Origin of the sequence: Thalassococcus sp. BH17M4-6 (genome assembly GCF_049323015.1) — a bacterium.
GTDB lineage: Bacteria > Pseudomonadota > Alphaproteobacteria > Rhodobacterales > Rhodobacteraceae > Puniceibacterium.
Map to the genome: position 1 here is coordinate 90,447 of NZ_JBMPGU010000013.1, position 24,817 is coordinate 115,263.

Genomic DNA, 24,817 nt, shown 5'->3' on the forward strand with positions numbered 1-24,817 from the left:
GTAATCTATTGTGACCCGGAGTATCCGCCATGACCGCCCAGATGTCCCCCGTGCCAGAACCCGGCCAATGCGAGGAAAGAGGCATGGCCCCGCTGATCCGGATGGGTTTTGGGGTGGCGGGCTGGTCGCTGATGTTTTCGGCCTTCGGCCTCTGGGCCGTGCCGGGCAGCGAGAATGTGCCGGAACTGTCGCTGATCAAGCTGGGGCTGTCGGTCTTCATGCTGATCGGCGGGCTGTGCTGCATCGTCAGCGCCCGGGGTCTGCGCGACTAGGGGCTTCCGGACACCAGGCTTTGGCCGAGTGTTCACAAACCCACAGACCCTGTTTGCAGAAACAAAATTGAAAGGCGAGGGGCTGTGCCCCAGTTCATCAGCAAGCATGTCGCTTGTCCAACAATGGAGTACCGCTGATGAAACGTCTTCTTCTTGCCACCGCCCTTGTCGCCGCACCCGCCGCCGCCTTTGCCGAGCCCGAGGCCTATACGCTCGACAGCAGCCACAGCCAGATCGTGTTCAGCTATGACCACCTGGGCTATTCGACCGGCTACGGCATGTTCTCGGGTTTTGACGGCGAGATCATGTTCGACCAGGAAGACCCGGCCAATTCGTCGGTCAGCGTGTCGATGCCGCTGATGTCGATGATCACCGGTTGGGAAGCGCGCTTTGAGCACTTCATGTCGCCGGATTTTTTCGATGGCAAAGAGGGCGACATGATCACCTTCGAATCCACCGGCATCGAGGTGACGGGCGATGACACCGCCAAGATCACCGGCGATCTGACCTTGAACGGCGTGACCAAGGAGGTTGTGCTTGATGCAAAGCTGAACCAGGTGGGTGAGCACCCGATGGAGAAGAAGCCCTGGGCGGGCTTCAGCGCGACCACCACGCTGGTGCGCAGCGACTACAACGTCGGCGCCTTCGCCCCGTTCGTCAGTGACGAAGTGCAGGTCGAGATGTCGCTTGAGGCGATGAAAGCCGAATAAGCGCGGTCTTTGGGACAGCCAGCTTCCCCGCTACATCTGCGCGAGGCTCTTTCAGGGTGGCGCGCGACGAGAGGGAAATGGCAGTTAGCGAACGGTGCCCTCGCAGGCAACTGCGGGGGCATTGGTGTGTCTGATGTGGGCTGTGCGGAAGGAAGCGCACGTTTGTTCGTTGCGCCTGGCGCGGAATCAAGGCCGCCTCGGCGGCCGCCGGGCCAGCGCCGGACCGGCCCCATGGGCCGGCGCTTTTGCAGAACCGGGTGTTTAACCTGGAGGGAGGACGTGCTTGGCGACCATAAAGCACGGTCGCTCGTAAGTCGGACGCGCCGTCCCCCGGTCCGGCGCTGGCACGGCTGATTGACCGTCCGCCAAGGGATCTGCCATCCCCCGTGCTTCTTTATGTCCGCGAGGTGATGCCCTGAGCCTCGGCCAGGTAAATCCGCACCGCCTCCTGCACATGGCGGAAACGGTCGCCGCCCAGGTGTTTGCCGCCGTACCAGCGGGTGACGACGATGAGGTGGCCTGTCAGGCCCTCCCGTTCCAGCATCCGCAGGATCACCATGCCGGCACCGCTTTCGCCGTCGTCGTTCTTGACCGGGCCGTCGCTGGTCAGCAGCGCCCAGCTGTGATGCGTGGCCTTGGCAAATTTCTTGCGCCGCATGAGCTCTTTCACGAACGCCTTGGCATCGTCCTCGGACGCGCAAGGCCCGCCCGAGACGGCGTATTTCGACCCGCGATCGCTGAGGATGTTTTCAAGCACCAGCATGGCCCCGCCGCGTAACCGCTTGCGGCGGGGCAATCAAGCGGCGGATCTCGGGGCTATTCGTCCGCCGCGTCGCCTTTTGTGGCGGTCAGTTCTACCTCAACGGCCACCTCGTAGCCGAGCTGGCTTTCGTCGTTCATGTTCTCGCCAATCGCAAAATCGCGCCGGTCGAGCGTCAGCCGGCCCTGCATTTCGGCGCTATCGCCCTCCAACGTCAGCTGGAACGGCAGCACCACGGGCACCGTCTGGTCCTTGACCGTCAGCGTGCCGTCGGCCTCGTACCCGTCGGCCACCTTGTTGATATCGGCGTCGAACCGGGCGGTGGGGAATTGATCGGCATTGAAGAAATCCGCGCCCATGGCCTGCTTCGTGACCGACCCCAGGGTGAGCGAGCCGATGGCGACGGTGACCGACACCTCCCCGGTCTTTCCGGGAGCATCCTGTTGGTCAAATGTGATGTCGGCGGTCCAGTCGGCGAAGCTGCCGGTGACGCCCGACCCCATCTGTTGCACGGTGATCGCCAGCGTGCCGTCCTGCACCTGCCAATCGCTGTCGACCTCTTGCAGCGCGGCGACCTGGGCGGCACTAGCCTCGTGCTGGAAAACGCCGAGCGCGTTGCCGATGCCGACGGCGGCGCCCCAGATCACCAGCGCAGCGGCCAGGGGCAGCAGTTTCGCGTGGCCGCGCCCGGCAGCCCCGGCCTCGGTCCCGCCGAACCACATGCGCCGCAGCGTGGCGTCGCGATCGACGAAATGGTGTTTCAGCGCGCCCGCCACGTGCAGGACGATCGACACGATCAGCACCCGTTCAAAGATGATGTGCAGGGCCGCCGTGGTATCCGCCCAGGCGGTGGATTTCGGCACGAAGGGCAGGGATTGACCGAAGGGCCACCAGATCGGCGCAAAGCCGGTCGTGGCCGCGTGATGCATCCAGCCGGTCAGCGGCACCAGCACCAGCGAGCCGTAGAGCAGCCAATGCACGGTTTCCGCCAGCCAGGATTCTGCGCGGCGGTCGGGATGCAGCGGCGCGGGCTTGGGCTGGGTCAGCGCCCAGAGGATGCGCAACAGCGCAACGAAGAAGATCGTGACGCCCACCGTCTTGTGCAACGAGAAAAGCCACGCCTTGTTGGCAAGCTCGGCGCTGGTGTCGTAGGGCGCGTCATTCGCAAGGATCCCCAGCGGAATGGCGGCCGCGATGCCCAGCACCGTGAGCCAGTGAAAGGTCTTGGTGACGCTGCCATAGCGGGTCGGGGTGTTCGTCAGGCGCATTGCGCGGTCTCCGTCCTTGGGTCGCGCGATATGTAAAGTGCCGGGCGCAGAGGGCAATCGCCGCACCTGCACAGGGGACGTGCAGCGCTGCAAGGATTTGCAAACCGCCCAAGATCGTTGCACCCCGGCGCAAGCACCGCTAGCAAGGACGGCACAATCGGGCCAACCAAGCAAGAGGGACGACCCCATGAGCCGCGCATTCATCTTTCCCGGGCAGGGCGCCCAGACCATCGGCATGGGCCGCGATCTGGCCACGGCCTATCCCGCCGCCCGCGCCGTCTTTGAGGAGGTGGACGAAGCGCTTGGCGAAAAGCTGAGCGATCTCATTTGGGATGGCGAGCCCGAGGTGCTGCAGCTTACACAGAACGCGCAGCCGGCGCTGATGGCGACTTCGGTCGCGGTGATGCGGGCGCTCGAGGCCGAGGGTGTGGAGGTCACGGCGGCGGCTTACGTCGCAGGGCATTCGCTGGGTGAATATTCTGCGCTCACGGCCGCCGGGGCGCTGGGCCTGAGCGACGCCGCGCGGCTCTTGCGGCTGCGCGGGCGCGCCATGCAAGAGGCCGTGCCGGTGGGCGAGGGGGCGATGGCAGCGGTTCTTGGCCTCGATTTCGAGACGGTCACGGCTGTGGCCGAAGAGGCGGCACAGGGCCAGGTCTGTGCGGCGGCCAACGACAATGACCCCGCGCAGGTGGTTGTTTCGGGCCACAAGGCCGCGGTCGAGCGCGCGGCGGAGCTGGCCAAGGCCAGGGGCGCGAAACGCGCGATCCTGCTGCCGGTCAGCGCCCCCTTTCACTGTGCGCTGATGGCCCCCGCAGCCGAGGCGATGGCGCAGGCGCTCGAGGATGTGACGATCGCGGCGCCCAAGGTGCCGCTGGTGGCCAACGTTCTGGCCGAGGCGACCGCCGACCCCGAAGCGATCCGCCGACTGCTTGTCGAACAGGTGACCGGCGCGGTGCGCTGGCGCGAATCCGTGGCCTGGATGGCGGCGCAGGGCGTGAGCGCCTTTTGGGAGATCGGCGCAGGCAAGGCGCTGTCGGGCATGGTGCGGCGCATCGCGAAAGAGGCGGAGACGCGCGCCATCTCGGCCCCCGACGACGTGCGCGCGGCGGCAGAGAGCCTGGCTTGAGCGACACCTCGGCCTGATCGCCGATTTCTGACACCGTTCTGCGCCCGGCGCGCAATATCGAAGGAGAGACCATGTTTGATCTGACAGGCAAGGCGGCGCTGATCACCGGCGCGTCGGGGGGGATCGGTGGGGACATCGCCCGCAAATTGCACGCCGGGGGCGCGACCGTCGGCCTGAGCGGCACGCGCACCGAACCTCTGGAGGCGCTGGCCTCAGAGCTGGGCGAGCGGGCGCATGTGCTGCCCTGCAACCTGAGCGATTTTGCCGCCGTCGACGCGCTGCCGAAACAGGCGGCCGAGGCGATGGGATCGGTCGACATTCTGGTCAACAACGCGGGCATCACCCGCGACAATCTGTTCATGCGGATGTCGGACGAGGAATGGCAGTCGGTGATCGACGTAAACCTGACCGCGACCTTCAAGCTTTGCAGGGGCGTGCTGCGCGGCATGATGAAGGCGCGCTGGGGCCGGATCGTCAACATCAGCTCGGTCGTGGGGGCCACGGGCAACCCGGGCCAGGGCAACTATGCAGCGTCCAAGGCCGGGGTTATCGGCATGTCGAAATCGCTGGCCTACGAGGTGGCGAGCCGGGGAATCACCGTCAACGCGGTGGCCCCGGGCTTTATCACCACGGCGATGACCGACAAGCTGAACGACGACCAGAAGGCCGCGATCATGGGACAGATTCCCGCGGGCCGCATGGGGGATCCGGACGAGATCGCCGCGGCGGTGCTGTATCTTGCCAGCCCGGAGGCCGGATATGTCACGGGCACGACCTTGCATGTCAACGGCGGTATGGCCATGCTATAGGAGCGCAGCTTTGGCGCGGTCGGGAAAGCGTTTGCCAACCTGATCCCATGTGCTATAGGCGCGTCAGTTTCGGGCAGGGGGTGGCATTGACCCCCGGGCCGGTCCCGCATCGCGGGCAACAGAGCCGCCCGGAAGGGCATTCAAGACGCCACCCCGTCGGGGCGAGGGCAAACCCGGGCCGCAAGGTCCGACATGATTATGAGGATGACAGAATGAGCGACGTCGCAGACCGCGTTAAGAAGATTGTGGTTGAGCACCTGAGCGTTGAAGAGGAAAAGGTGACCGAAAGCGCCTCTTTCATCGACGATCTGGGCGCCGACAGCCTCGACACCGTTGAACTGGTGATGGCCTTCGAAGAAGAGTTCGGCATCGAGATCCCGGACGACGCGGCAGAGAACATCCAGACCGTCGGCGACGCCGTCAAATTCATCCAGAACGCCTGATCCCGACCGGATCGCGGGTTTGAAACGGCGCTTCCTGATCGGAAGCGCCGTTTTTCTTTGCCGGGTGCCCGCCAACCGTGATCGCAGGCACCGCCGGATGTCCGGTCAGAGCCCTTGGCGGACAGTCGACCCGCCGTGCCGGGTGCGAAGAACGACCATCAGCTTCGTCCCGCATTGCAGACCAACACGGTTTGCGAAGGCGCGCTTTCTCTGTGCCTCGAAGACGGGGAGTTTCCCCCAGGGGTCAACCGAGCCAGACGTCCAGGAAGAGCATCAGGACAAGGCCCAGAGACAAGCCCAGCGTGGCGCGCTTCTGATGTCCGGCGCGGTGGGTTTCCGGGATGATTTCGTGGCTGATCACATACAGCATCGCGCCTGCCGCGAAGGCGAGACCCCAGGGCAGGAACGGCTCTGACACCGAGATGATGGCGGCACCCAAAACGCCGCCCAGTGGCTCTACCAGGCCGGTCATCGCGGCAATCGCAAAGGACTGCCAGCGCGAATATCCTTCGCCCAGAAGCGCCACCGCGACCGCCAGCCCCTCGGGCAGGTTCTGAAGTCCGATGCCGATGGCCAGCGGCATGCCGCCCTGCAGTCCCTGGCCGCCAAACCCGACACCCACCGCCAGGCCTTCGGGAAAGTTGTGGATGGTGATGGCGATGATGAACAGCCAGATGCGCCGCAACGACGCCGAGGCAGGCCCGTCCGGGCCGGTCTTGAAGTGTTCATGCGGCAGTGTCTCGTTCAGGAGCGCCACGCTTCCCATCCCGATCAGGATTGCCACGCAGACGATGGCGGCCGGAAGCGGGCCGTCACCATAGGTCTGCGTGGAGGCGTCCAGCGCCGGGATGATCAGCGAAAAGAAGGACGCGGCCAGCATCACACCTGCGGCAAAGCCCAGCGACATATCACGCATGGCACGGCTTGGCTGCCGGCCCAAAAGGACCGGAGCCGCGCCGACGGCCGTCATAAGCCCGGCGACAAGGCTGCCCAGAAAGCCAAGGGCCATGGGGGAAAGGTGTTCCATGGCCGCCTTGTACAGGGGTTTGTCTGAACTGTCCCGAGTGGAACGTCAGTTGCAGGCCATTGGGGCCGAACTCAAGCCGACCCGGACCATCAGGCCGAGGTCGTCCCTGGAGGGGCGCGAAATGAAAACGCCGCCCGGGTGCGACCGGACGGCGTTTTGGCCTTTTTAATATCAGCCGGTTAGCCGTCGAAATTCACTTCTTCCATCAGCCGCAGCGCATCCGCGCGCAGCGCCGACAGGTCCATCAGATTGACAGTGTCAGGCGTGAAATTGCCCCAGCTTTGCACCAGTTCGGACCGCTCCACGCCGGGTTTGACCGGGAATTCGTAGTTCACTTCGGCATAGATCTGCTGCGCTTCGGGCGAGGCCAGGAACTCCATGAACTTGAGCGCATCCTCGCGGTGCGGTGCGGCGGCGGTCATCGCCACGCCCGACACGTTCATGTGGCTGCCGGAGTCTTCGAATGTCGGGAAGACGATGCGCACGGAATTGGCCCATTCGGTCTGTTCCGGGTCTTCGAGCATCTTGCCCATGTAATAGGTGTTGCCGAGCGAGATGTCGCATTCACCGGCCCAGATCGCCTTGACCTGCGCGCGGTCGTTGCCTTGCGGTTTACGCGCGAGGTTGGCTTTCACGCCTTCGGCCCAGGCCTTGGCGGCCTCGTAACCGTGGTGGTGGATCATCGCGGAGGTCAGCGCGAGGTTGTAGGGGTGGGTGCCGGACCGGGTGCAGATGCGGCCTTGCCACTTCGGATCGGCCAGATCCTCATAGGTGGTCACCTCGCCCTCGGCCACACGGTCCTTCGACGCATAGACGATGCGGGCGCGGGTGGTGACGCCGAACCACTGGTTGCCGGGGTCGCGAAATTCGGCGGGAATGTTATCGCTGAGCGTTTCGCTTTCGACGGCTTGGGTCACGCCCGCGTCGACGGCCTGGGACAGGCGCGAGATGTCGACGGTCATGATGATATCGGCGGGGGACCGGCTGCCTTCGGCTGAGAGCCGTTCGGTCAGGCCCTGGTCGATGTAGACGGTATTGGTTTCGATCCCGGTCGCTTCGGTGAAGGCATCGGTGAGCGGCGCGATCAGTTCGGGCTGTCGCTGCGAATAGATATTGACCTCGGCCAAGGCCGGGGTTGCGACGGCCAGAGCGGCCAGCGCCGTGGTGATGCGGAAGGTCATGGAATCTCCTTTGACGTGGTGTTCCGTTGGGCGTGGTTAAATCCGAGTCTTTTGGTCGGGTCAATACCTGTGTGAAAAAGTCAGGATATATTTTGCCCGATGCGCGGCGAGATCGCGCGCAGGCGCGCGATGCGAGAGGCCGGCCTCTCGCGCTCTCCGAGGTTATTGGAAACCGAAGAAGGGGAACGTGGTTCTGGACGCTCAGCCCTGGCGTTCGCGGGCCTTGGCGGCATCCCAGAGCGCATCCATTTCGGCAAGCGTGCTGTCGGCGGGATTGCGGCCTTCCGCGGCGAGGGCGGATTCGATGGCGCGGAAGCGGCGGGTGAACTTGGCATTGGCGGCGCGCAGGGCGGATTCGGGGTCGATATCCATGTGCCGGGCCAGGTTCGCCATGACGAAGAGAAGATCGCCAAATTCCTCGGCGGCATGGTCCGGGTCGGTGGCCTCGCGCAGTTCCCGGGCTTCTTCGACGATCTTGTCGATGACCTCGTCGGTGGAGGGCCAGTCGAACCCGACCCGCGCCGCGCGTTTTTGCAGCTTTACCGCGCGCAGCAGCGCGGGCAGGCCCAGCGCCACGCCGTCGAGCACGCCGCGCTCGGCCTTTGACGCACGTTCCGCCGCCTTGATCCTTTCCCAGTCGCGGGTCTGCTGTTCGGCGCTCTTGTCGCGATCCTCGTCGCCGAAGACATGCGGGTGCCGGGCGACCATCTTGTCGGAGATGCCGTTGGCGACATCGTCGAAGGTGAACATGCCCGCCTCGGTCGCCATCTGGGTGTGGTAGACCGATTGCAGCAGCAGATCGCCCAGCTCGCCCCGCAGTTCGTCCCAGGCCTGACGCTCGATCGCGTCGGCGACCTCGTACGCCTCTTCGATCGTGTAGGGCGCGATGGAAGCGAAATCCTGTTCGATATCCCAGGGGCAGCCGGTTTCGAGATCGCGCAGGCGGCGCATGATTTCCAGCAGCCGCGGCATGCCGCCCTTGGGGTCGTGGATCAGGTCATCGGACATTGCACAGGCTCCGGAACTGGGGTCATGTGCAGGGATGGGACAAGAGCCAACGGGAGTCCAGCCATGCCGGTCGTGAACAGGATCGCGGAATTTGCGGCCGACATGCAGGGATGGCGTCGGCACCTTCACCGGCACCCCGAACTGGCGCTGGACTGTCACGAGACCGCCGCCTTCGTGGTGGCGCAGTTGCGCGCCTTCGGCGTGGACGAAATTCACGAAGGGCTGGCGACCTCGGGCGTGGTGGGGATCATCCGGGGGCGGGGCCCGGGCCCGGTCACCGGGCTGCGCGCCGACATGGATGCGCTTCCGATGGATGAGGCGACAGGCGCCGACTGGGCATCGGAGGTGCCCGGGCGCATGCACGCCTGCGGCCATGACGGGCATGTGACGATGCTGCTGGGCGCCGCGCGCTACCTGGCAGAGACACGCAATTTCAGCGGCGCCGTGGCGCTGATCTTTCAGCCCGCCGAAGAGGTGATCGGCGGCGCGCGGATCATGGTCGAGGAAGGCCTGATGGAGCGGTTCGACATCGGCGAGGTCTATGCCATGCACATCGACCCCTTTGCCGAGCTGGGGGCGATCCGCACCGCTCCGGGGCCGGTCATGGCGGCGGTGGACGACTGGCAGATCGTGGTGAAGGGCGAGGGCGGGCATGCCGCCTATCCTGCGTCCTGCCGCGATCCGATGCCCTGCGCGCTGGCCATCGGGCAGGCGCTGCAGACCATCGTCGCGCGCAATGTCGATCCGCTGGCAACGCTGGTGGTGTCGCTGACGCAGGTGCATGGCGGATCGGCGATGAACATCATTCCCGAAGAGGTGACGCTGGCGGGCACGACGCGCAGTTTCGACCCGGTGCTGCGCGACCTGGCGGAACGCCGGGTGCGCGAGATCGCAGCAGGGCAGGCGGCGGCCTATGGCGTCGCGGCGCGGGTGGTCTATGACCGCAGCTATCCGCCGACGCTCAACCACCCCGAACAGACCCGCTTTGCCGTCGAGGTGGCGCGCGAGGTGACGCCGCAGGTGGTCGACGACCTGCCGCCGGAAATGGGGGCGGAGGATTTTTCCTACATGCTCAACGCGCGGCCCGGGGCCTTCGTGTTTTTGGGGCAGGGTATCGGGCCGGGGTTGCACCACCCTCGTTTCGATTTCAACGACGCGGCCGCCCCGATCGGTGCGTCATATTTTGCGCGGCTGATCGAACGGCGTCAGCCCGCGGGCTGAGCCTTGCGAAGCATCCGGGTTGGTGGTTGAGTGCGGCCCAGACAGCAGCCAACGCGAAAGGATGCGATATGGCCTTGGAAGATGCAAAAAATCAGGTGGATCAGGCGTTTACGCGGCAGGATTTACGTGGTCTGAGCTATGAGAACGCCTTTGGCGGGGCGACGTCGTTCCTGCGCAGGCGCTATTCCAAGGACCTGGACGGTGTGGATGTGGCGGTGACCGGCATCCCCTTCGACCAGGCGGTAACGAACCGGCCCGGCACGCGGCTGGGTCCGCGCGCGGTGCGCGAGGCCAGCACGCTGCAACCCTATGATCCGCCCTATGGCTGGGGCTTTGATCCGCTGGGGGAATTCGCCGTGGTGGATTATGGCGACATGGCGTTCGACTACGCCAACACACGCGCGTTTCCGGCGGCGGTCACTGACCATATCCGGGCTATCCTGCAGGGCGGGGCGGCGACGATCACGCTGGGCGGGGATCACTTCATCACCCTGCCGATCCTGCGTGCCTATGTCGAGCGGTTCGGACCCGTCGCGCTTTTGCAGTTCGATGCGCATTCCGACAGTTGGGTGGATGACGACCCGGACCGGATCGATCACGGCACCTTTGTCTACAAGGCCGTGAAGGACGGGCTGATCCTGCCCGAGAAATCCGTGGCCGTGGGCATTCGCACCGATAATCCTGATACCATGGGCATACATATCATTGACGCCTTCGAGGTGCATCGCACCGGGCCGGACGCGGTCGCGCAAAAGATCAGGGACATCATTGGCGAGACCCAGACCTATCTGACCTTCGACATCGACGCGCTGGACCCCGCATATGCGCCCGGAACGGGCACGCCGGTCTGGGGCGGGCTGACCAGTGCGCAGGCGGCGATCATCCTGCGGGAAATCGCCGGTCTGCGGATCCTGGGCGGCGATGTGGTTGAGGTCAGCCCGCCATTCGACAATACCGGCGCGACCGCTGTGGCCGCGGCCCATGTGGCAATGGAGATTCTCTGCCTCTGGGGGTGGACCCGGCGCGACCGCGACCCCAAGTGAGTATCGGGGCGGGACGAAACTGAACGGACATTGAAGGGAAGGCGTCGTGCGGATGATATTCTGGATCATCGTGCTGGTATGTTTGGGCGGGTTGGCGTGGATACGTTTGGCCCCGTCGGACCCTGCGAAATGGAATGTCGATCCAATGGTGACGGCTGATCAGGATCTGGCCAACGGCGTGCGTCGTCGTATCGAGGGTGGCGAGGCGACCATGACGGCGCTGGAGCGGATCATTCTGGCCACCCCACGCACGGAGCTGCTGGTGGACGACACGGCAGACAACCGTGAAACCTTTGTGACCCGTTCGCTATGGATGGGCTTTCCCGACTACACCACGCTGCAGTTGGACGGCGATCAGGTCGAAATCTATGCCCGGTCGCGGTTTGGTCAGTCCGATATGGGCGTGAACAAGCAGCGGGTCGAGCGCTGGCTGGCCGAATTGCCTCAGGCGGCGGACTAGCGAGCCTTGACGCCCCGGCTGCGATAAGGGACAGAACTGCGCATGGTTCCCGCAGCACGCCTTGCCCAGATCACACAGCGTTTTGAGTTTCTTGAGGCCAAGATGGCCCAGGGGGATGGCGATATTGCGGCGCTGGGCCGCGAATATGCCGAATTGCGCCCGGTGGTCGAACAGATCGCGGAATGGCAGGCGTTGACGGACGGGATCGCCGACGCAGAAGCGATGCTGAAAGACCCCGAGATGAAGGCCTTGGCCGAGGACGAGCTGGACGCGCTGCGCCAGCGGTTGCCGCAAGCCGAGCACGCGCTGCAACTCGCGCTTTTGCCCAAGGACGCCGCCGATGCGCGGCCCGCCATGCTGGAGATCCGGCCCGGCACCGGGGGCGAAGAGGCGGCGCTTTTTGCGGGCGATTTGCTGCGCATGTACCAGCGCTATTCCGAAGCGCGCGGATGGTCGTTCGAGATCATCGAGGAACAGGCGACCGAACTGGGTGGGATCAAGGAGGTGGTGGCCCATATCAAGGGGCAGCAGGTTTTTGCCCGGCTCAAGTACGAATCGGGTGTTCACCGGGTACAGCGGGTTCCCTCAACAGAAAGCGGCGGTCGTATTCATACGTCGGCAGCCACGGTGGCTGTGTTGCCCGAGGCCGAGGATGTCGACATCACCATTGACGCCAATGATCTGCGCATCGACACCATGCGCAGTTCCGGGGCTGGGGGGCAACATGTGAACACCACCGATTCGGCGGTGCGGATCACGCATATTCCCAGCGGCATTGTGGTCACCAGTTCCGAAAAATCCCAGCATCGGAACCGGGAAATCGCCATGCAGGTACTGCGCACGCGGCTTTTCGACATGGAGCGACAGCGCGCCGACAGCGAACGGTCTGCCAGCCGCAAGGCGCAGGTGGGCAGCGGCGACAGGTCGGAGCGCATTCGCACCTACAACTTTCCCCAGGGCCGGATGACCGATCACCGCATCAACCTGACGCTTTATAAGCTGGATCAGGTGATGCAGGGCGATCTGGACGAGATGATCGACGCGCTGACGGCGGATGCGCAGGCGGCGCAGCTGGCCGAGATGGGGGAATGACCGGCTCCGAGGTGCTGGCACGCGCGACACGGGCGCTGACGGCGGCGGGCGTGCCCGATGCCGGGCGCGATGCGCGGCGTTTGCTGGCACATGTGCTCAAGGTGCCACCGGGGCGGCTGACGCTGTTTCTGCCCGAACCGGTCGATCCGGACCTCGAGACAATCTATAATGTCTTGGTCGAACGGCGCTCTGAGCGGGTGCCAGTGTCGCATCTGATCGGGCGGCGGGAATTCTATGGCCGGCCCTTTCTTGTGACCCCGCAAGTGCTTGACCCCAGGCCGGAAACCGAAACGCTGATCGAGGCGGCGCTGGCCGCGCCATTCTCTCGCGTGCTGGACCTGGGCACCGGGTCGGGATGCATCCTGCTGACCCTGCTGGCCGAGCAGGCGGGCGCAACGGGGGTCGGAGGGGATGTGTCGGCAGAAGCGCTGAACGTGGCCTACTGGAACCGCAACGCCATGCAGTTGGAGCCGCGCGCCGCGCTGGTCGAGGCGAGCTGGTTCGATGGCCTGAGGCCAGAGGACCGGTTCGATCTGATCGTGTCGAACCCGCCCTACATCGCGGCGGCGGAACTGCCCGGGCTATCCCCGGAGGTGCGCCAGTACGAACCGAGGTTGGCGCTGACCGATGGCGGCGACGGGCTGGCCGCCTACCGCGCCATTGCGGTGGGGGTCGGCGCGCATCTGGCGCCGGGGGGGCGGCTGCTGCTGGAGATCGGGCCCACGCAGGCCGCGGCGGTGTCGGCGATTCTGTCGCAAGCGGGGCTTGTGGATATCCGGGTGATCCCCGACCTCGACGGGCGCGATCGTGTGGTTCAGGCCACGCGGACCGGCGGATGAATGCCCGAATGGCCCGGATTCGCGGTATTTGACACGATTTTTGCTTGTATGCCCCGTCTGGACGTGGTTACTCAGGAAAAGTCAGGCCGGTGGATACCTTTTGGTGGTCCCGCCCGACGCCAAGCCACACATCGACGTGATCCGGCAAGTCAAGGTGCAAGTCAGCGCCAATCAGGATCACAAGGCAGTCAGAAGCAAGGCTGAAGCTCAGAAAATGCGATCATCAAAATCACGCTCGCGGTCGAAGAACAACCGTAACCGCTCGAACAACTCGGGTGCGAATGTCGTCAACCGTGTGTTCGACAGTTCCGGCCCCGACGGCAAGGTGCGCGGCACGCCGCAGCAGATCATCGACAAGTACAACCAGCTTGCGCGCGATGCGCAGCTGGCCAATGACCGCGTTGCCACCGAGAATTTCCAGCAGCACGCCGAACACTACCTGCGGATGCTGAGCGAGGCGCAACGCGAGGTCGAACAGCGCCGCGAACAGCAGGAGCGGGAGAACCGCGAACGCCAAGCGCAGCGCGACCGCGAACGCAACGATCAGCAGCAGGGTGGCGGTGGCCAGCAGGGCGGCAACGGAAACGGGCAGAACGGCGGCGATCAGTCGTCCAATGGCCAGAACCAGCAGCCATCGGAAAACGCCGAACAGCCGCGCGAACGCAGCCCGCGCAAGCCGCGGTTTGTGGCGCAGGACGACGTTGTGGACCTGTCGGATGGCAGCGAGGACAGAGATCTTGTGGTCGATACGCCGGAAAATGCCGCCGACGCGGCCCCGGCGCAAAAGCCCAAGCGTGCCCGCAAGCCGCGTGCGAAGAAGTCCGATGCGCAGGCCGATCAGGGCGAGCCCAAGGCCGAAGACGAAACATCGAGCGCCGCCGAATAACCTTTGGAAACAATCGCTTGCCGTGCAAAAGCCGCGCGACCGGACGGTCGGGCGGCTTTGTCGTTCGTGGCCTTGTGCGTATCCCTTCGCAGGTGACCGTTCGGTCGTGAAACGGGGCGTAAACCATTGTAGTCAAAGACTTATGTTCGCGCCCTTGCATTCTGTTCGATTGACTCGCAGGGCGCCACACGTTTAGGTTGTTCATGCTGGAAGATCGGGACTAAGGGGGTGTTTTGCCCCCGGTTTCCGGGACCTCGACTGGGCGGAGATCCACGAGAAAAAGGCATCGAGCTGACAATGAGCTTAATCAAACCGGAAGACCGCCTGGAGGTTCTGGAGCGGGAACGAGAACATATTGCCGCGACCCTGAAGACCATGAAGGCGCAGCTTTTTCTGTTGAATGACCGGCTGGCCCAGGATGACCTGAGCGATCCGGCGGGCACCGGAAAGCTGTTGCAGGACCTCAGGTACTGGCTGAAGGCGGTCCGGGAAACGGAGGCAGAACTTGAAAACGTCGCACGCGAACGCGCTGGGATCACCAGCGGATACGGACTTGACCTTGCCAGTGCCCGAACTGAAATCGGGTGCCGCTTGGCTCGCCTCAAGGCCTGCTGCCGAACAGGCTGACTTCATCAAAAGCCTGTCGGAGGGAGAGCTTATGGCTCTCCCTTACCTGTTTGATTTCTGGGCGCTGTCGCATCAGGTTCCGCCCGAGGGCGACTGGCGATCCTGGGTGATCCTGGGCGGGCGCGGGGCGGGCAAGACCCGTGCCGGGGCGGAATGGGTGCGGTCCTGCGTCGAGGGGGCCAAGCCGCTGGACGCCGGGCAATGCCGCCGGGTGGCGCTGGTTGGCGAAACGCTGGACCAGGTGCGCGAGGTGATGATCTTTGGTGACAGCGGAATCTTGGCGTGTTCGCCGCCCGACCGGCGGCCGGTGTGGTCGGCCACCCGCAAGACGCTGACCTGGCCCAACGGGGCGCAGGCGATGGCGTTTTCGGCGCACGAGCCCGAGGCGCTGCGCGGGCCGCAGTTCGACGCGGCCTGGGTCGATGAACTGGCCAAGTGGAAAAAGGGGCAGGCGACCTGGGACATGCTGCAGTTCGGCCTGCGCCTAGGCGACCGACCACAGGTTTGCGTGACCACGACGCCGCGCAATGTCGCGGTGCTGAAGGCGCTGCTGGACAGCCCGTCGACGGTCGTCACCCATGCCGCGACCGAGGCGAACCGCGCCAATCTGGCGGAGTCGTTTCTTGAGGAAGTGCGCGCGCGCTACGACGGCACGCGGCTTGGGCGGCAGGAGTTGGACGGGGTGCTGATGGACGACGTCGAGGGCGCGCTTTGGACACGCGCGGGGCTGGAGGCCGTGCGCAGCGACCGGCGCGACGGGTTCGACAGGATTGTCGTCGCGGTGGACCCGCCGGTGACGGGGCGCGTCGGGTCGGATGCCTGCGGCATTGTCGTGGTCGGGGCGCGGACCCGGGGCGCACCGCAGGACTGGCACGCGGTGGTGCTGGAGGATGCGACGGTGCAGGGCGTGGGCCCCTTGGGCTGGGCGCAGGCTGCGGTCAGCGCGATGGAGCGCTGGGGGGCGGACCGGCTGGTGGCCGAGGTCAATCAGGGTGGCGACATGGTCGAAACCGTGCTGCACCAGATCGATCCGCTGCTGCCGGTCACCAAGGTACGTGCGACACGCGGCAAGGTAGCGCGGGCGGAGCCTGTGGCGGCGCTTTACGAGCAGGGGCGTGTCGGGCACCTGGCTGGACTGGGCGCGCTGGAGGATCAGCTGTGCAAGATGAGCCAGCTGGGCTACGAGGGCGCGGGCAGCCCCGACCGCGTCGATGCGCTGGTCTGGGCGCTGACGGATCTGCTGATCGCGCCTGCGGCCAAGTGGCGGCGGCCGCAGGTTCGGGTACTTTGAAGCATCGCGGCTTGTGTGCCGGACGCGTATGGGACAGAAAACCGCAAGTGCTTTGACGGATCGGATTTGACCCAGGACGACGGCATCATTCTAAGGCTGTGCGAGAGTTGCCAGCCGGACCGCAGCGCGGTCGCGCCGTTGCAGGTTGCGATTGACGCGGCGGGTCTGGATGTGCCGGTGCGCGTCGTTGCGCAGACCTGCATGAACGGCTGCGCGCGGCCCGTGAGCCTGGCGATCCAGGGGCGGGGGCGGGCCACGTGTTTCTTCAACGGAGTCGATCCGGTGAAGGATCGCGACGATATCGTCGCGACCCTGCGCTGCTACCTGCAAAGTCCGAAGGGCTGGATCGAGGATGCGCGCCCCTGCGGACGGCTGCGGCTGTGCCTGGTCGGGCGGGTTCCGGCCTTGTCCGACAGTGACTGATCAGCCGCCGACCTCGACACTGCGCGACAGCGGCGCATCGCCAACGGCAAGGGGGCGGTGGTCGTTGGCGTTGAGGGTCACGGTAACGGTCGCCGCATCCCCCGGCAGCGCGCCGATATGCATCCACGGCCCGTAGAGCCGGGCGATTTTTTTGCCGTTCACATAGACATGCGCGTGGCCTTCACCGGCGACGTGGTCGAGTCCGGCCTGTTCTGGGGCGAAGGCGAAATGCGTTGTCATGACGTGCAGGTTCCAGCCCGACACCGGATCGGGCGTGACGGCGATGTCAAGCGTCGGGGCGTTGGCACCCTGCGGCAGGCTTTGCGGCGGGCCCTCGTGCATCGCGGCATGCGCGGCGCTGTCCGCACCGCCGTGGTGGTCGTGATCATGATCGTGCCCGTCGAGCGTGACGCCGTTGGCGGCCGCGGTCATGAAGCCGAGGCCGCCGCCGAAGACCAGACCGATCAGCAGCATGGGAATGGAGCGATCCATTGGCCGTGTCCTTGTTTGCGGTGTGTTGTGCGGACGGTTCAGGCCGACCGCGTCACGCCCTCGGGCTGCGAGAGCCGTTCCCAGAAGAAGGCCGCGAAGCCGCCCAGCATCACCCAGGCCGCAAGACCGACGCCAAGCGCCCGAGCGGCGAACTGTGCGCCGATTTCGGTCGGAACGGGGCCCGCAAAGCTTTGCGGCAGGGGTGCGCCCACGAGGTGCGGGGCCAGAAGCAGAACCACAGCGGCGCCCCACCAGAGCCAGTTACGGCCAAAGGCGATGAGCCAGAGCCCGATTCCTGCGGTGACCACCGTCGCCGTCCACCAGAGCTGGCGCGGTCCGAGATCGGCCGCGGCGACGCCGGGCACCTCGGGCGGGAGCGAGAAGGCCGGGGCCAGATGCAGGGCGATGAAACCTGCGATACCCCAGATCAGACCGGTGCGCGCGTTGATCACCGCGCCGCGTTCCTGCGCCTGGGACATCAGCGCCACCAGCACCATGCCGTAGCCGGAGTAGACCAGCATGCTGAAGAGTATACTGAGGCTGTCGCGCAGCGGATCGAAGCCGCCCAGATCAGGCGTGGCCGAATTGGCGGCGCTGGTTCCGAAATGCACCAGGGCGCCGGATTCGTAGAGTTCCGCATGCAGCAGCACCGGCTGCACGAAGACGAGCTGAAGCAGGGCCGCAAGCAACCCGGCCGCAGCACCAGCGAACAGGGCGCTGGTCACCAGACGGGACAGCATCGGTTCAGTGGCAGGGGAAGCCGGTGGCGTGGCGCACGTCATGCGCCGCCGCGTGCAGCGTGTCGGCCTGCACGAAACCCGAGGTGAAGACGATCCCGAGACCGATCACTGCGGCCAGCACCGCGGTGACAAGGGAACTGCTGCTGCGGACCGATGTGGTGGTCGTGGTCGAAACGTTCATATCATTTTCCTTTCCGTCGCACCCGACGGTTACGTTGGACGTGTGATCGGCAGGTCTCCTGGCTTGCGGGTCTTCGCACGTGCTGGCCTTCCCGGACGAATCCAGTGGCATTGTCAGCCTGTGCTCATCGCTCACAGTTGCGGGGGCAGCCGCAGATTTCCGGATGGTCACTGCGTTCCCTTTTACCCCCGAGCCTGACGCCAGACACGGGGACCAATCACTTTTGTCGATGCCAGATGGCGCCGGGGAACGCAATGAAAATCCACTGGAGGGGCGCGGATTCCTGCGGGCGAGGGGGCCACTGTTGCGGCGCGTCGGGGGCACCGTGCGCCGCTGTGGGCGGACGTTAAGACGGTGGGGCTAGGGTGTGTTCATCGGCGGTCACACGGATCGGTCGACGGGCCGGAGCGCAGCGCGCAAGGGTCCGCAGCAGTGCGAGAGCGACAGGATCGGGCCAGAGGCTCTGGTCAAATCCGGTCGGGACGTGGCCGCAAAACGAGGAGCGACAATGGTGTTTCAATTCTTGCGTCGGGAACAGGCGATGGCAAAGGTGCCGGAGGCCAAGGCAAGTGCGACGGGGCCGGTCGTGGCGCATCTGTCGAGCGGTCGTGTGGCCTGGTCGGCGCGCGATACGGTGACGTTGACGCGGACGGGCTTTACCGGCAATCCGGTCGGCTTTCGCGCCGTCAAGCTGATCGCCGAAGCGGCGGCGGCGCTGCCGCTGGTGCTGCAGGACAGCCGCCAGCGGTACGATCAGCATCCGCTGCTGCCACTGATCAACCGCCCGAACGCGGCGCAGGGACGGGCCGAACTGCTCGAGGCGCTATACGGGCAGCTGCTGCTTTCCGGGGATGGCTATCTGGAGGCGGTCGCGGGCGAGACCGGCGCGCCGCTGGAGCTGCACGTGCTGCGGTCCGACCGGATGCGGCTGGTGCCGGGGGCCGATGGCTGGCCGGTGGCCTATGAATACAGCGTCGGCGGGCGCAAGCACCGGTTCGACGTGACCGGTACGGTGTCGCCGGTCTGTCATATCAAGTCCTTCCACCCGCAGGATGACCATTACGGGCTGAGCCCGATGCAGGCCGCCGCGCAGGCGCTGGACGTGCACAATGCCGCGTCGCGCTGGTCGAAGGGGCTGCTGGACAATGCGGCCCGGCCGTCGGGGGCGATCGTCTACCAGTCTGCCGATGGGCAGGGCACCATGAGCCGCGATCAGTACGACCGGCTGGTGAGCGAGATGGAGACCCATCATCAGGGTGCGCGCAATGCCGGTCGTCCGATGCTGCTGGAGGGGGGTCTCGATTGGAAGCCCATGGGTTTCAGCCCCGCCGACATGGAATTCCAGAAGACCAAGGAGGCGGCGGCGCGCGAAATCGCCGTGGCCTTCGGCGTGCCGCCGATGCTGCTGGGCATTCCGGGCGAGGCAACGTTTGCCAACTACCAGGAAGCGCATCGCGCGTTCTACCGGCTGACGGTGCTGCCGCTGGCGACACGGGTGGCGGCGCGCGTGGGAGCCTGGCTGTCGGAATTCGTGGGCGAGACGCTGGAGCTCAAGCCCGACCTTGATCAGGTCCCGGCCCTGGCTGGCGAACGCGATGCGCAATGGGCGCGTGTGGCGGCGGCGGATTTCCTGACGGCGCCGGAAAAGCGCCGGTTGCTGGGCCTGCCGAAGCTGGAGGCGGATGCGGATGGCTGAGCCGAGAGTGGGATTCGAGGCCTTTGACTGTGCGCCGGGGCTGCGGCTGGAAGCGCATGAGCGGGTGAGCGCGCTGATGTTCGAGACGCTGACCGCCCGGCTGGAACGGATCGAGGTGCTGATGGAGCGGCTGGAGCGGCGGTTGTGGCTGACGGTCTACGGCATTGTCGCGGTGATCCTGGCGCAGGCCTTCCAAGGCTTTCTGGAGGTGGTGCCCTGAGCGGAAAATTCGAATTTTCCGGGTCGTTTTCCCTGAGGAAAACGCGCGCCCGGGGCTGGTGAAGGAACGAGACATGGAACTTGAGCACAAATTCTGCCGACTGGGCGCGGACGAGATCGTGGCCGACGGGATGAAGATTGAAGGCTATGCCAGCCTGTTCGGCAGCCCCGACCAAGGCAACGACGTGGTGGCCAGCGGCGCTTATGCGGCATCGCTGAAGCGGCTGGGGGCCGAGCGGCGCGGGATCAAGATGCTGTGGCAGCACGACCCGGCCCAACCCATCGGGATCTGGGACGAGGTGCGCGAGGATGCCCGCGGCCTGTATGTCAAGGGCCGCCTGCTGGACAGCGTGGCCAGGGGCCGCGAGGCGGCGGCGCTGATCGCGGCGGGCGCGATCGACGGCCTGTCGATCGGCTATCGCACCCTGCGGGCGGCGAAGAACGAAAAGGGCCAGCGGCTCTTGACCGAACTGGAGCTTTGGGAGGTGTCGCTGGTGACCTTTCCGATGCTGCCCAGTGCGCGGGTGGCGGCCAAGGGTGAGGATCCGGCCGATGCCATGTTGCGTGAATTGGCGCAGGCGCTGGAAGGTGCGCGCCGGGAGATGGCGCAGGGCTGATGTCCGCGCGCCCTTAACAACGGGACCAATTGGATGAGCACAACCGAGGCGCGTTCTCGGAACGGGGAAGATCCGTCTCCGTTCGCCCGGGTAAGCACCGCGATGGCGGGACTTGTCGGGGATATCAAAGGCCTGAGGGCCGATGTCTACCAAAAGCTTCAACAACAGGAAGAGCGACTGACCATGCTTGATCGAAAAAACCTGGCGCGCCCCGCGCTGGCCACCGCCGCCGACACCCCCGCGCCGCATCAGAAGGCTTTCAACGCCTATCTGCGCACCGGCGATGACGACGGGCTTCGCGGGCTGGAGCTTGAGGGCAAGGCGCTCAACACAGCCGTGAACGGCGATGGCGGCTATCTTGTCGATCCGGTCACTGCCGATACGGTGAAATCGGTGCTGGCCTCGACCGCGTCGATCCGTGCGATCGCCAATGTCGTCAATGTCGAGGCGTCGAGCTTTGATGTGCTGATCGACCGCAACGATGCGGGCGCGGGCTGGGCCAACGAGACCACCGACACGACCGAAACCGGCACCCCCACGATCGAGCGCATTTCGATCCCGCTTTACGAGTTGAACGCGCTGCCCAAGGCCAGCCAGCGGCTGCTGGACGACAGTGCCTTTGACATCGAGGCCTGGCTGGCCGGGCGCATCGCCGACAAGTTTGCGCGGGCCGAGGCCGCGGCCTTTGTCAGTGGCGACGGCGTCGACAAGCCGCGCGGGTTCCTGGATCACGCGACGGTCGACAACGATGTCTGGACCTGGGGCAACATCGGCTATGTGCCCACCGGTGTCGACGGCGGCGTGGGTGATGGCGATGCGATCATCGACCTCGTCTATGCGCTGGGGGCGCAGTACCGTGCGGCGGCGTCCTTCGTGATGAACTCGAAGACGGCCGGTGCGCTGCGCAAGCTCAAGGACGCGGATGGCCGCCATCTGTGGTCGGACGGCTTCAGCGCCGGGGAACCCGCGCGCCTGCTGGGGTATCCGGTGCTCATCGCCGAGGACATGCCCGACATCGCGAGCGGCGCCGATGCCATCGCCTTTGGCGATTTCGGCAGCGGCTACACCATCGCGGAGCGTCCGGACCTGCGGGTGCTGCGCGATCCGTTCAGCGCCAAGCCGCATGTGCTGTTCTACGCCACCAAGCGTGTGGGCGGCGATGTGAGCGATTTCGCCGCGATCAAGCTGCTGCGCTGCGCTGTGTCCTAAGCGGATGCGGACATGGTGGCGGGCCTTGGGGCCGGCCGCCATGGGGCGCGCACCGTGTGACAGCTTGCGTTGGCCAGCTGATCCCTCCGTCCGAGCAACGTGAGTGGTGCGTGCCCACCAAGCCTCGGGCCGTGGAATGCGGGGGCCGGGACAGGATTTCGGAGAAAGAACATGATGTTGGTCGAAGAGACATATATCGCCGAGGCGGACCTGCCGCTGGCCGCGCTGAAACGTCACCTGCGCCTTGGCACCGGTTTTGCCGAGGACGATTTGCAGGACCCGGTGCTGGCGTCGTTCCTGCGCGCGGCCCTTGCCGCAGTCGAAGGCCGGACCGGCAAGGCGCTGCTGCGGAGGGGGTTCGTGCTGACCCAGGCGGCCTGGCACGATGCCACGGGGCAGGTCCTGCCGCTGGCCCCGGTCACGGCCATCACGCAGCTTGCGATGGTTGACCGCTACGGCACCGCGCATGTGGTCCCCCAGGACCGCTACAGGCTGGAGCGCGACAGCACCACGCCGCGCCTGATGCCGATGGGCAGCAGCCTGCCCGAGGTTCCCAGCGGCGGCGGGATCGAACTGCGGTTCGAGGCCGGATTCGGCGCGGGCTTTGGCGATCTGCCCGCCGACCTCGCGCAGGCGGTGCTGCTGCTGGCGGCGCATTACTACGAATATCGTGACGAAACGGCGCTGGGGCAGGGCTGCATGCCGTTTGGCGTGACCTCGCTTCTGGCGCGATATCGGCCGCTGCGCATGGGGTTTGCCACATGAAGACGCCGCATCTGACACAAGCCCTGACGCTCGAGGTGGCGCAGACCGCGCCGGACGGAGCGGGCGGCTGGCACGAGAGCTGGATCCCCCGGGGTACGCTTTGGGCCGAACTGCGCCCCCGTTCGGCGCGCGAGACGACCGGAGAGGCCGGGGCGCTGTCGCGCGCCAGCTACCGGATCATCGTGCGCGGTGCACCGCAGGGTCACAGCACGCGGCCGCAGCCGGGGCAGAGGTTCCGCTTGGGCAGTCGTATCTGGGCCATCCATGCGGTGACCGAGGCGGACCCCACGGGACGCTATCTGACCTGCCTTGCGGAAGAGGAGGTCGCGGCATGAGCTACGCCATTTCCGCCGCCCTTCAAACGGCGATCTATCAGCGGCTGGCGTCGGATGACGCGCTGATCACGCTGGTGGGTGCCAACATATTCGATGCGCTTCCGCCGGGGCCGCTGCCGCAGCTGTACCTCACGCTTGGGGCGGAGCGGGTGCGCGATGCCTCTGACGCCACGGGATACGGCGCCTGGCACGACCTCAACGTCGCGGTGATCACCGAAGAGGCCGGGTTTCAAAGCGCCAAGGCGGCGGCGGTCGCGGTCGGCGACGCGCTTGTGGATGCCGATCTGACGCTGGATCGCGGGCGGCTGGTAAGCCTGCGGTTCCTGCGCGCCCGGGCCAAACGCGAAAGCGGCGGGATGCGACGGATCGAGCTGACCTTTCGCGCCCGGGTCGAAGACAGCTGAGCCCCGGCGCGGGACGCGCGACGGGACGGACGGATCAAGGCGGCCTTGCCGCGACACATACAGCAAAGGGAATGACCAGATGCCTGCACAAAACGGCAAGGATCTTTTGATCAAGGTGGACCTGACCGGTGACGGACAATTCGAAACGATGGCGGGCCTGCGCGCTACGCGGGTCAATTTCAACGCCGCGACGGTGGATGTCACGACGCTGGACAGCGGTGGCGGCTGGCGCGAGCTGCTGTCGGGCGGCGGGGTGAAATCCGCCGCGATCTCGGGCTCTGGCGTGTTCAAGGACGCCGATACCGATGAACGCGCGCGGCAGATCTTTTTTGACGGCGAAACGCCGGATTTCCAGGTAATCATCCCGGATTTCGGCACTGTCGAAGGCCCGTTCCAGCTGACCGCAATCGAATATGCCGGGTCGCACGACGGTGAGGCGACCTATGACGTCTCGCTGGCCTCGGCCGGGCAACTGGTCTTTGTCGAAGCGGTCTGAGCCATGGTGAACCCCTATCGCGGCGAGGTGGCGCTGATCATCGACGGACAACGCCACGTGCTGCGGCTGACGCTGGGCGCGCTGGCCGAACTGGAGGCGGGGTTGCATAGCGGATCGCTGGTCGAACTGGTGCAACGTTTTGAAACCGGGGCGTTTTCCACCCGTGATGTGCTGGCGCTGATCGTGGCGGGGCTGCGCGGCGGCGGCTGGCAGGGCACGGCGGCGGACCTGCTGCAGGCCGAGATCGCAGGCGGGCCGATGACGGCGGCGAAGGTGGCGGCGGAACTGCTGGCGCGGGCCTTCATGCTGCCCGAGGCGGGCTAGCTGTGGCGGGATTCGATTGGCCAGTGCTGATGCGCGCGGGAATGCGCGGCCTGGGGCTGAGCCCCGATGCCTTCTGGGCGCTGACCCCCGCCGAACTGAAACTGCTGCTGGGCGCAGGATCGGGCATCGCCCCAATGGGCCGCGCGCGGCTGGATGAATTGGTCGCGGCTTTCCCCGACCGGATCAAAGGACAAGGCGAATGAGCGATTTTGAGACGATGGAAGAGCAGGTCGATGCGTTGGAGACGACGTTGGGCGGCGCCACCGGCATGGCGCAGCAGTTCAACGCTGAACTGACCCGAATCCACCAGACCTTTTCCGACACCGGGCGCAACATCGCCAAGCTCGAGGGCGCGCTGAGCAGCGGTTTGAGCAGGGCCATAGACGGGGTGATCCTGGACGGGATGAAGCTGTCGGACGCGCTGCGCTTGGTGGCAAATTCGATGATCAATGCGGCCTACCGGGCGGCGGTGAAACCGGTCACGGACCACTTTGGCGGGCTCATCACCTCGGGCATCAGTTCGGTGCTTGGTGGGCTTTCGGGGTTCGAGAAGGGCGGCAGCTTTTCCCAGGGCCGCGTGATGCCGTTCGCGACCGGTGGCGTGGTGAACGGCCCTGTCACCTTTCCGATGCGCGGCGGCACCGGGTTGATGGGCGAGGCGGGGCCGGAGGCGATCATGCCGCTGAGCCGTGGCGCAGATGGCAAGCTGGGGGTTCGGGCGGCGGGCGGCGGCCAGCCGGTGACGGTCGTGATGAACATCTCCACGCCCGACGTGCAGGGGTTTCGCCGCAGCCAGAGCCAGATCGCCGCGCAGATGGGCCGCGCGCTCGGGCGCGGCGCACGCAACAGGTAA

The 24,817-nt window shown here is 65.8% G+C and carries 33 protein-coding genes and 1 riboswitch; of the genes, 25 read left to right on the forward strand and 8 right to left on the reverse strand.

What is annotated here, in order from left to right; genetic code table 11:
• The first annotated feature begins 83 nt into the window (after window positions 1-83).
• Both ACOXXX_RS17230 and ACOXXX_RS17235 read left to right on the forward strand, forming a co-directional pair.
• Entirely contained in the window at window positions 84-272 is a 189-nt protein-coding gene (locus ACOXXX_RS17230) for a hypothetical protein (RefSeq protein ID WP_422827844.1), read from the forward strand.
• 137 nt (window positions 273-409) lie between these two features.
• On the forward strand, window positions 410-982 hold the full coding sequence (locus ACOXXX_RS17235) for a YceI family protein (RefSeq protein WP_422827845.1): 573 nt from the start codon (window positions 410-412) through the stop codon (window positions 980-982).
• A gap of 394 nt (window positions 983-1,376) precedes the next feature.
• On the opposite strand, the gene ACOXXX_RS17240 is transcribed toward ACOXXX_RS17235, so the two are convergent.
• The gene (locus tag ACOXXX_RS17240) at window positions 1,377-1,745 is read right to left on the reverse strand and encodes a YigZ family protein (protein ID WP_422827846.1); all 369 of its coding nucleotides are present in this window, start codon (window positions 1,743-1,745) and stop codon (window positions 1,377-1,379) included.
• 53 nt (window positions 1,746-1,798) lie between these two features.
• The gene (locus ACOXXX_RS17245; protein ID WP_422827847.1) at window positions 1,799-3,010 is read right to left on the reverse strand and encodes a cytochrome b/b6 domain-containing protein; all 1,212 of its coding nucleotides are present in this window, start codon (window positions 3,008-3,010) and stop codon (window positions 1,799-1,801) included.
• Between the two features lie 187 nt (window positions 3,011-3,197).
• Between ACOXXX_RS17245 and fabD the strand changes: the two genes are divergently transcribed.
• The 3 genes from fabD (at window position 3,198) to ACOXXX_RS17260 (ending at window position 5,388) form a co-directional block, all read left to right on the forward strand.
• Window positions 3,198-4,136 carry an ACP S-malonyltransferase gene (gene fabD, locus ACOXXX_RS17250; protein WP_422827848.1) on the forward strand — a complete coding sequence of 313 codons (939 nt, stop codon included), beginning with the start codon at window positions 3,198-3,200 and terminating at the stop codon, window positions 4,134-4,136.
• A gap of 71 nt (window positions 4,137-4,207) precedes the next feature.
• Window positions 4,208-4,945, forward strand: a complete 738-nt coding sequence (gene fabG, locus ACOXXX_RS17255) for a 3-oxoacyl-ACP reductase FabG (protein ID WP_422827849.1) — start codon at window positions 4,208-4,210, stop codon at window positions 4,943-4,945.
• A 212-nt stretch (window positions 4,946-5,157) separates the two neighbouring features.
• On the forward strand, window positions 5,158-5,388 hold the full coding sequence (locus tag ACOXXX_RS17260) for an acyl carrier protein (RefSeq protein ID WP_422827850.1): 231 nt from the start codon (window positions 5,158-5,160) through the stop codon (window positions 5,386-5,388).
• Between the two features lie 244 nt (window positions 5,389-5,632).
• On the opposite strand, the gene ACOXXX_RS17265 is transcribed toward ACOXXX_RS17260, so the two are convergent.
• From ACOXXX_RS17265 to mazG, 3 genes are all read right to left on the reverse strand, one after another.
• Window positions 5,633-6,415, reverse strand: a complete 783-nt coding sequence (locus ACOXXX_RS17265) for a ZIP family metal transporter (protein WP_422827851.1) — start codon at window positions 6,413-6,415, stop codon at window positions 5,633-5,635.
• 179 nt (window positions 6,416-6,594) lie between these two features.
• Complete coding sequence (locus tag ACOXXX_RS17270; RefSeq protein WP_422827852.1) at window positions 6,595-7,596, reverse strand: Fe(3+) ABC transporter substrate-binding protein; 1,002 nt, start codon at window positions 7,594-7,596, stop codon at window positions 6,595-6,597.
• A gap of 201 nt (window positions 7,597-7,797) precedes the next feature.
• Window positions 7,798-8,604 (reverse strand): nucleoside triphosphate pyrophosphohydrolase, encoded by an 807-nt coding sequence (gene mazG, locus ACOXXX_RS17275; protein WP_422827853.1) that lies wholly within the window; start codon window positions 8,602-8,604, stop codon window positions 7,798-7,800.
• A gap of 63 nt (window positions 8,605-8,667) precedes the next feature.
• Between mazG and ACOXXX_RS17280 the strand changes: the two genes are divergently transcribed.
• The 9 genes from ACOXXX_RS17280 (at window position 8,668) to ACOXXX_RS17320 (ending at window position 16,486) form a co-directional block, all read left to right on the forward strand.
• Window positions 8,668-9,825 carry a M20 aminoacylase family protein gene (locus ACOXXX_RS17280; protein ID WP_422827854.1) on the forward strand — a complete coding sequence of 386 codons (1,158 nt, stop codon included), beginning with the start codon at window positions 8,668-8,670 and terminating at the stop codon, window positions 9,823-9,825.
• Window positions 9,826-9,893: 68 nt separating this feature from the next.
• Entirely contained in the window at window positions 9,894-10,868 is a 975-nt protein-coding gene (speB, locus tag ACOXXX_RS17285) for an agmatinase (protein ID WP_422827855.1), read from the forward strand.
• A gap of 52 nt (window positions 10,869-10,920) precedes the next feature.
• Entirely contained in the window at window positions 10,921-11,328 is a 408-nt protein-coding gene (locus tag ACOXXX_RS17290) for a DUF1499 domain-containing protein (RefSeq protein ID WP_422827883.1), read from the forward strand.
• Window positions 11,329-11,370: 42 nt separating this feature from the next.
• On the forward strand, window positions 11,371-12,420 hold the full coding sequence (gene prfA / locus ACOXXX_RS17295) for a peptide chain release factor 1 (RefSeq protein ID WP_422827856.1): 1,050 nt from the start codon (window positions 11,371-11,373) through the stop codon (window positions 12,418-12,420).
• Complete coding sequence (prmC, locus tag ACOXXX_RS17300) at window positions 12,417-13,259, forward strand: peptide chain release factor N(5)-glutamine methyltransferase (protein WP_422827857.1); 843 nt, start codon at window positions 12,417-12,419, stop codon at window positions 13,257-13,259. Before prfA ends, prmC begins: the two co-directional genes overlap by 4 nt.
• A 214-nt stretch (window positions 13,260-13,473) precedes the next feature.
• Complete coding sequence (locus ACOXXX_RS17305) at window positions 13,474-14,145, forward strand: DUF4167 domain-containing protein (protein WP_422827858.1); 672 nt, start codon at window positions 13,474-13,476, stop codon at window positions 14,143-14,145.
• Between the two features lie 297 nt (window positions 14,146-14,442).
• On the forward strand, window positions 14,443-14,772 hold the full coding sequence (locus ACOXXX_RS17310) for a hypothetical protein (RefSeq protein WP_422827859.1): 330 nt from the start codon (window positions 14,443-14,445) through the stop codon (window positions 14,770-14,772).
• A 31-nt stretch (window positions 14,773-14,803) separates the two neighbouring features.
• The gene (locus ACOXXX_RS17315; protein WP_422827860.1) at window positions 14,804-16,063 is read left to right on the forward strand and encodes a DNA-packaging protein; all 1,260 of its coding nucleotides are present in this window, start codon (window positions 14,804-14,806) and stop codon (window positions 16,061-16,063) included.
• A 66-nt stretch (window positions 16,064-16,129) separates the two neighbouring features.
• Window positions 16,130-16,486 carry a DUF1636 family protein gene (locus ACOXXX_RS17320; RefSeq protein WP_422827861.1) on the forward strand — a complete coding sequence of 119 codons (357 nt, stop codon included), beginning with the start codon at window positions 16,130-16,132 and terminating at the stop codon, window positions 16,484-16,486.
• On the opposite strand, the gene ACOXXX_RS17325 is transcribed toward ACOXXX_RS17320, so the two are convergent.
• The 3 genes from ACOXXX_RS17325 to ACOXXX_RS17335 are packed head-to-tail and all read right to left on the reverse strand — an operon-like array spanning window position 16,487 to window position 17,899.
• The gene (locus ACOXXX_RS17325; protein WP_422827862.1) at window positions 16,487-16,978 is read right to left on the reverse strand and encodes a hypothetical protein; all 492 of its coding nucleotides are present in this window, start codon (window positions 16,976-16,978) and stop codon (window positions 16,487-16,489) included. It abuts the gene before it with no gap.
• A gap of 38 nt (window positions 16,979-17,016) precedes the next feature.
• Window positions 17,017-17,718, reverse strand: a complete 702-nt coding sequence (locus ACOXXX_RS17330) for a CbtA family protein (RefSeq protein WP_422827863.1) — start codon at window positions 17,716-17,718, stop codon at window positions 17,017-17,019.
• A 4-nt stretch (window positions 17,719-17,722) separates the two neighbouring features.
• The gene (locus ACOXXX_RS17335) at window positions 17,723-17,899 is read right to left on the reverse strand and encodes a CbtB domain-containing protein (RefSeq protein ID WP_422827864.1); all 177 of its coding nucleotides are present in this window, start codon (window positions 17,897-17,899) and stop codon (window positions 17,723-17,725) included.
• 31 nt (window positions 17,900-17,930) lie between these two features.
• Window positions 17,931-18,132, reverse strand: a riboswitch (cobalamin riboswitch).
• A 275-nt stretch (window positions 18,133-18,407) separates the two neighbouring features.
• Between ACOXXX_RS17335 and ACOXXX_RS17340 the strand changes: the two genes are divergently transcribed.
• From ACOXXX_RS17340 to ACOXXX_RS17390, 11 genes are all read left to right on the forward strand, one after another.
• Complete coding sequence (locus tag ACOXXX_RS17340) at window positions 18,408-19,595, forward strand: phage portal protein (protein WP_422827865.1); 1,188 nt, start codon at window positions 18,408-18,410, stop codon at window positions 19,593-19,595.
• Window positions 19,588-19,815: a GTA head formation protein, RCAP_rcc01685 family gene (locus ACOXXX_RS17345; protein WP_422827866.1), complete on the forward strand. Its 228-nt coding sequence runs from the start codon at window positions 19,588-19,590 to the stop codon at window positions 19,813-19,815. Before ACOXXX_RS17340 ends, ACOXXX_RS17345 begins: the two co-directional genes overlap by 8 nt.
• Window positions 19,816-19,888: 73 nt before the next feature.
• The gene (locus tag ACOXXX_RS17350; RefSeq protein ID WP_422827867.1) at window positions 19,889-20,431 is read left to right on the forward strand and encodes an HK97 family phage prohead protease; all 543 of its coding nucleotides are present in this window, start codon (window positions 19,889-19,891) and stop codon (window positions 20,429-20,431) included.
• Between the two features lie 33 nt (window positions 20,432-20,464).
• Window positions 20,465-21,640, forward strand: coding sequence for a phage major capsid protein (locus tag ACOXXX_RS17355; protein WP_422827868.1), 1,176 nt, complete (start codon window positions 20,465-20,467; stop codon window positions 21,638-21,640).
• A 171-nt stretch (window positions 21,641-21,811) separates the two neighbouring features.
• The gene (locus tag ACOXXX_RS17360; protein ID WP_422827869.1) at window positions 21,812-22,405 is read left to right on the forward strand and encodes a head-tail connector protein; all 594 of its coding nucleotides are present in this window, start codon (window positions 21,812-21,814) and stop codon (window positions 22,403-22,405) included.
• Window positions 22,402-22,740, forward strand: a complete 339-nt coding sequence (locus ACOXXX_RS17365; protein ID WP_422827870.1) for a head-tail adaptor protein — start codon at window positions 22,402-22,404, stop codon at window positions 22,738-22,740. Before ACOXXX_RS17360 ends, ACOXXX_RS17365 begins: the two co-directional genes overlap by 4 nt.
• Window positions 22,737-23,144: a DUF3168 domain-containing protein gene (locus ACOXXX_RS17370; RefSeq protein ID WP_422827871.1), complete on the forward strand. Its 408-nt coding sequence runs from the start codon at window positions 22,737-22,739 to the stop codon at window positions 23,142-23,144. Before ACOXXX_RS17365 ends, ACOXXX_RS17370 begins: the two co-directional genes overlap by 4 nt.
• A 79-nt stretch (window positions 23,145-23,223) precedes the next feature.
• The gene (locus ACOXXX_RS17375; RefSeq protein WP_422827872.1) at window positions 23,224-23,640 is read left to right on the forward strand and encodes a phage major tail protein, TP901-1 family; all 417 of its coding nucleotides are present in this window, start codon (window positions 23,224-23,226) and stop codon (window positions 23,638-23,640) included.
• A 3-nt stretch (window positions 23,641-23,643) separates the two neighbouring features.
• On the forward strand, window positions 23,644-23,964 hold the full coding sequence (locus ACOXXX_RS17380) for a gene transfer agent family protein (protein WP_422827873.1): 321 nt from the start codon (window positions 23,644-23,646) through the stop codon (window positions 23,962-23,964).
• Between the two features lie 2 nt (window positions 23,965-23,966).
• Entirely contained in the window at window positions 23,967-24,167 is a 201-nt protein-coding gene (locus ACOXXX_RS17385; protein ID WP_422827874.1) for a rcc01693 family protein, read from the forward strand.
• Entirely contained in the window at window positions 24,164-24,817 is a 654-nt protein-coding gene (locus tag ACOXXX_RS17390; protein WP_422827875.1) for a phage tail tape measure protein, read from the forward strand. The genes ACOXXX_RS17385 and ACOXXX_RS17390 overlap by 4 nt, the downstream gene beginning before the upstream one ends.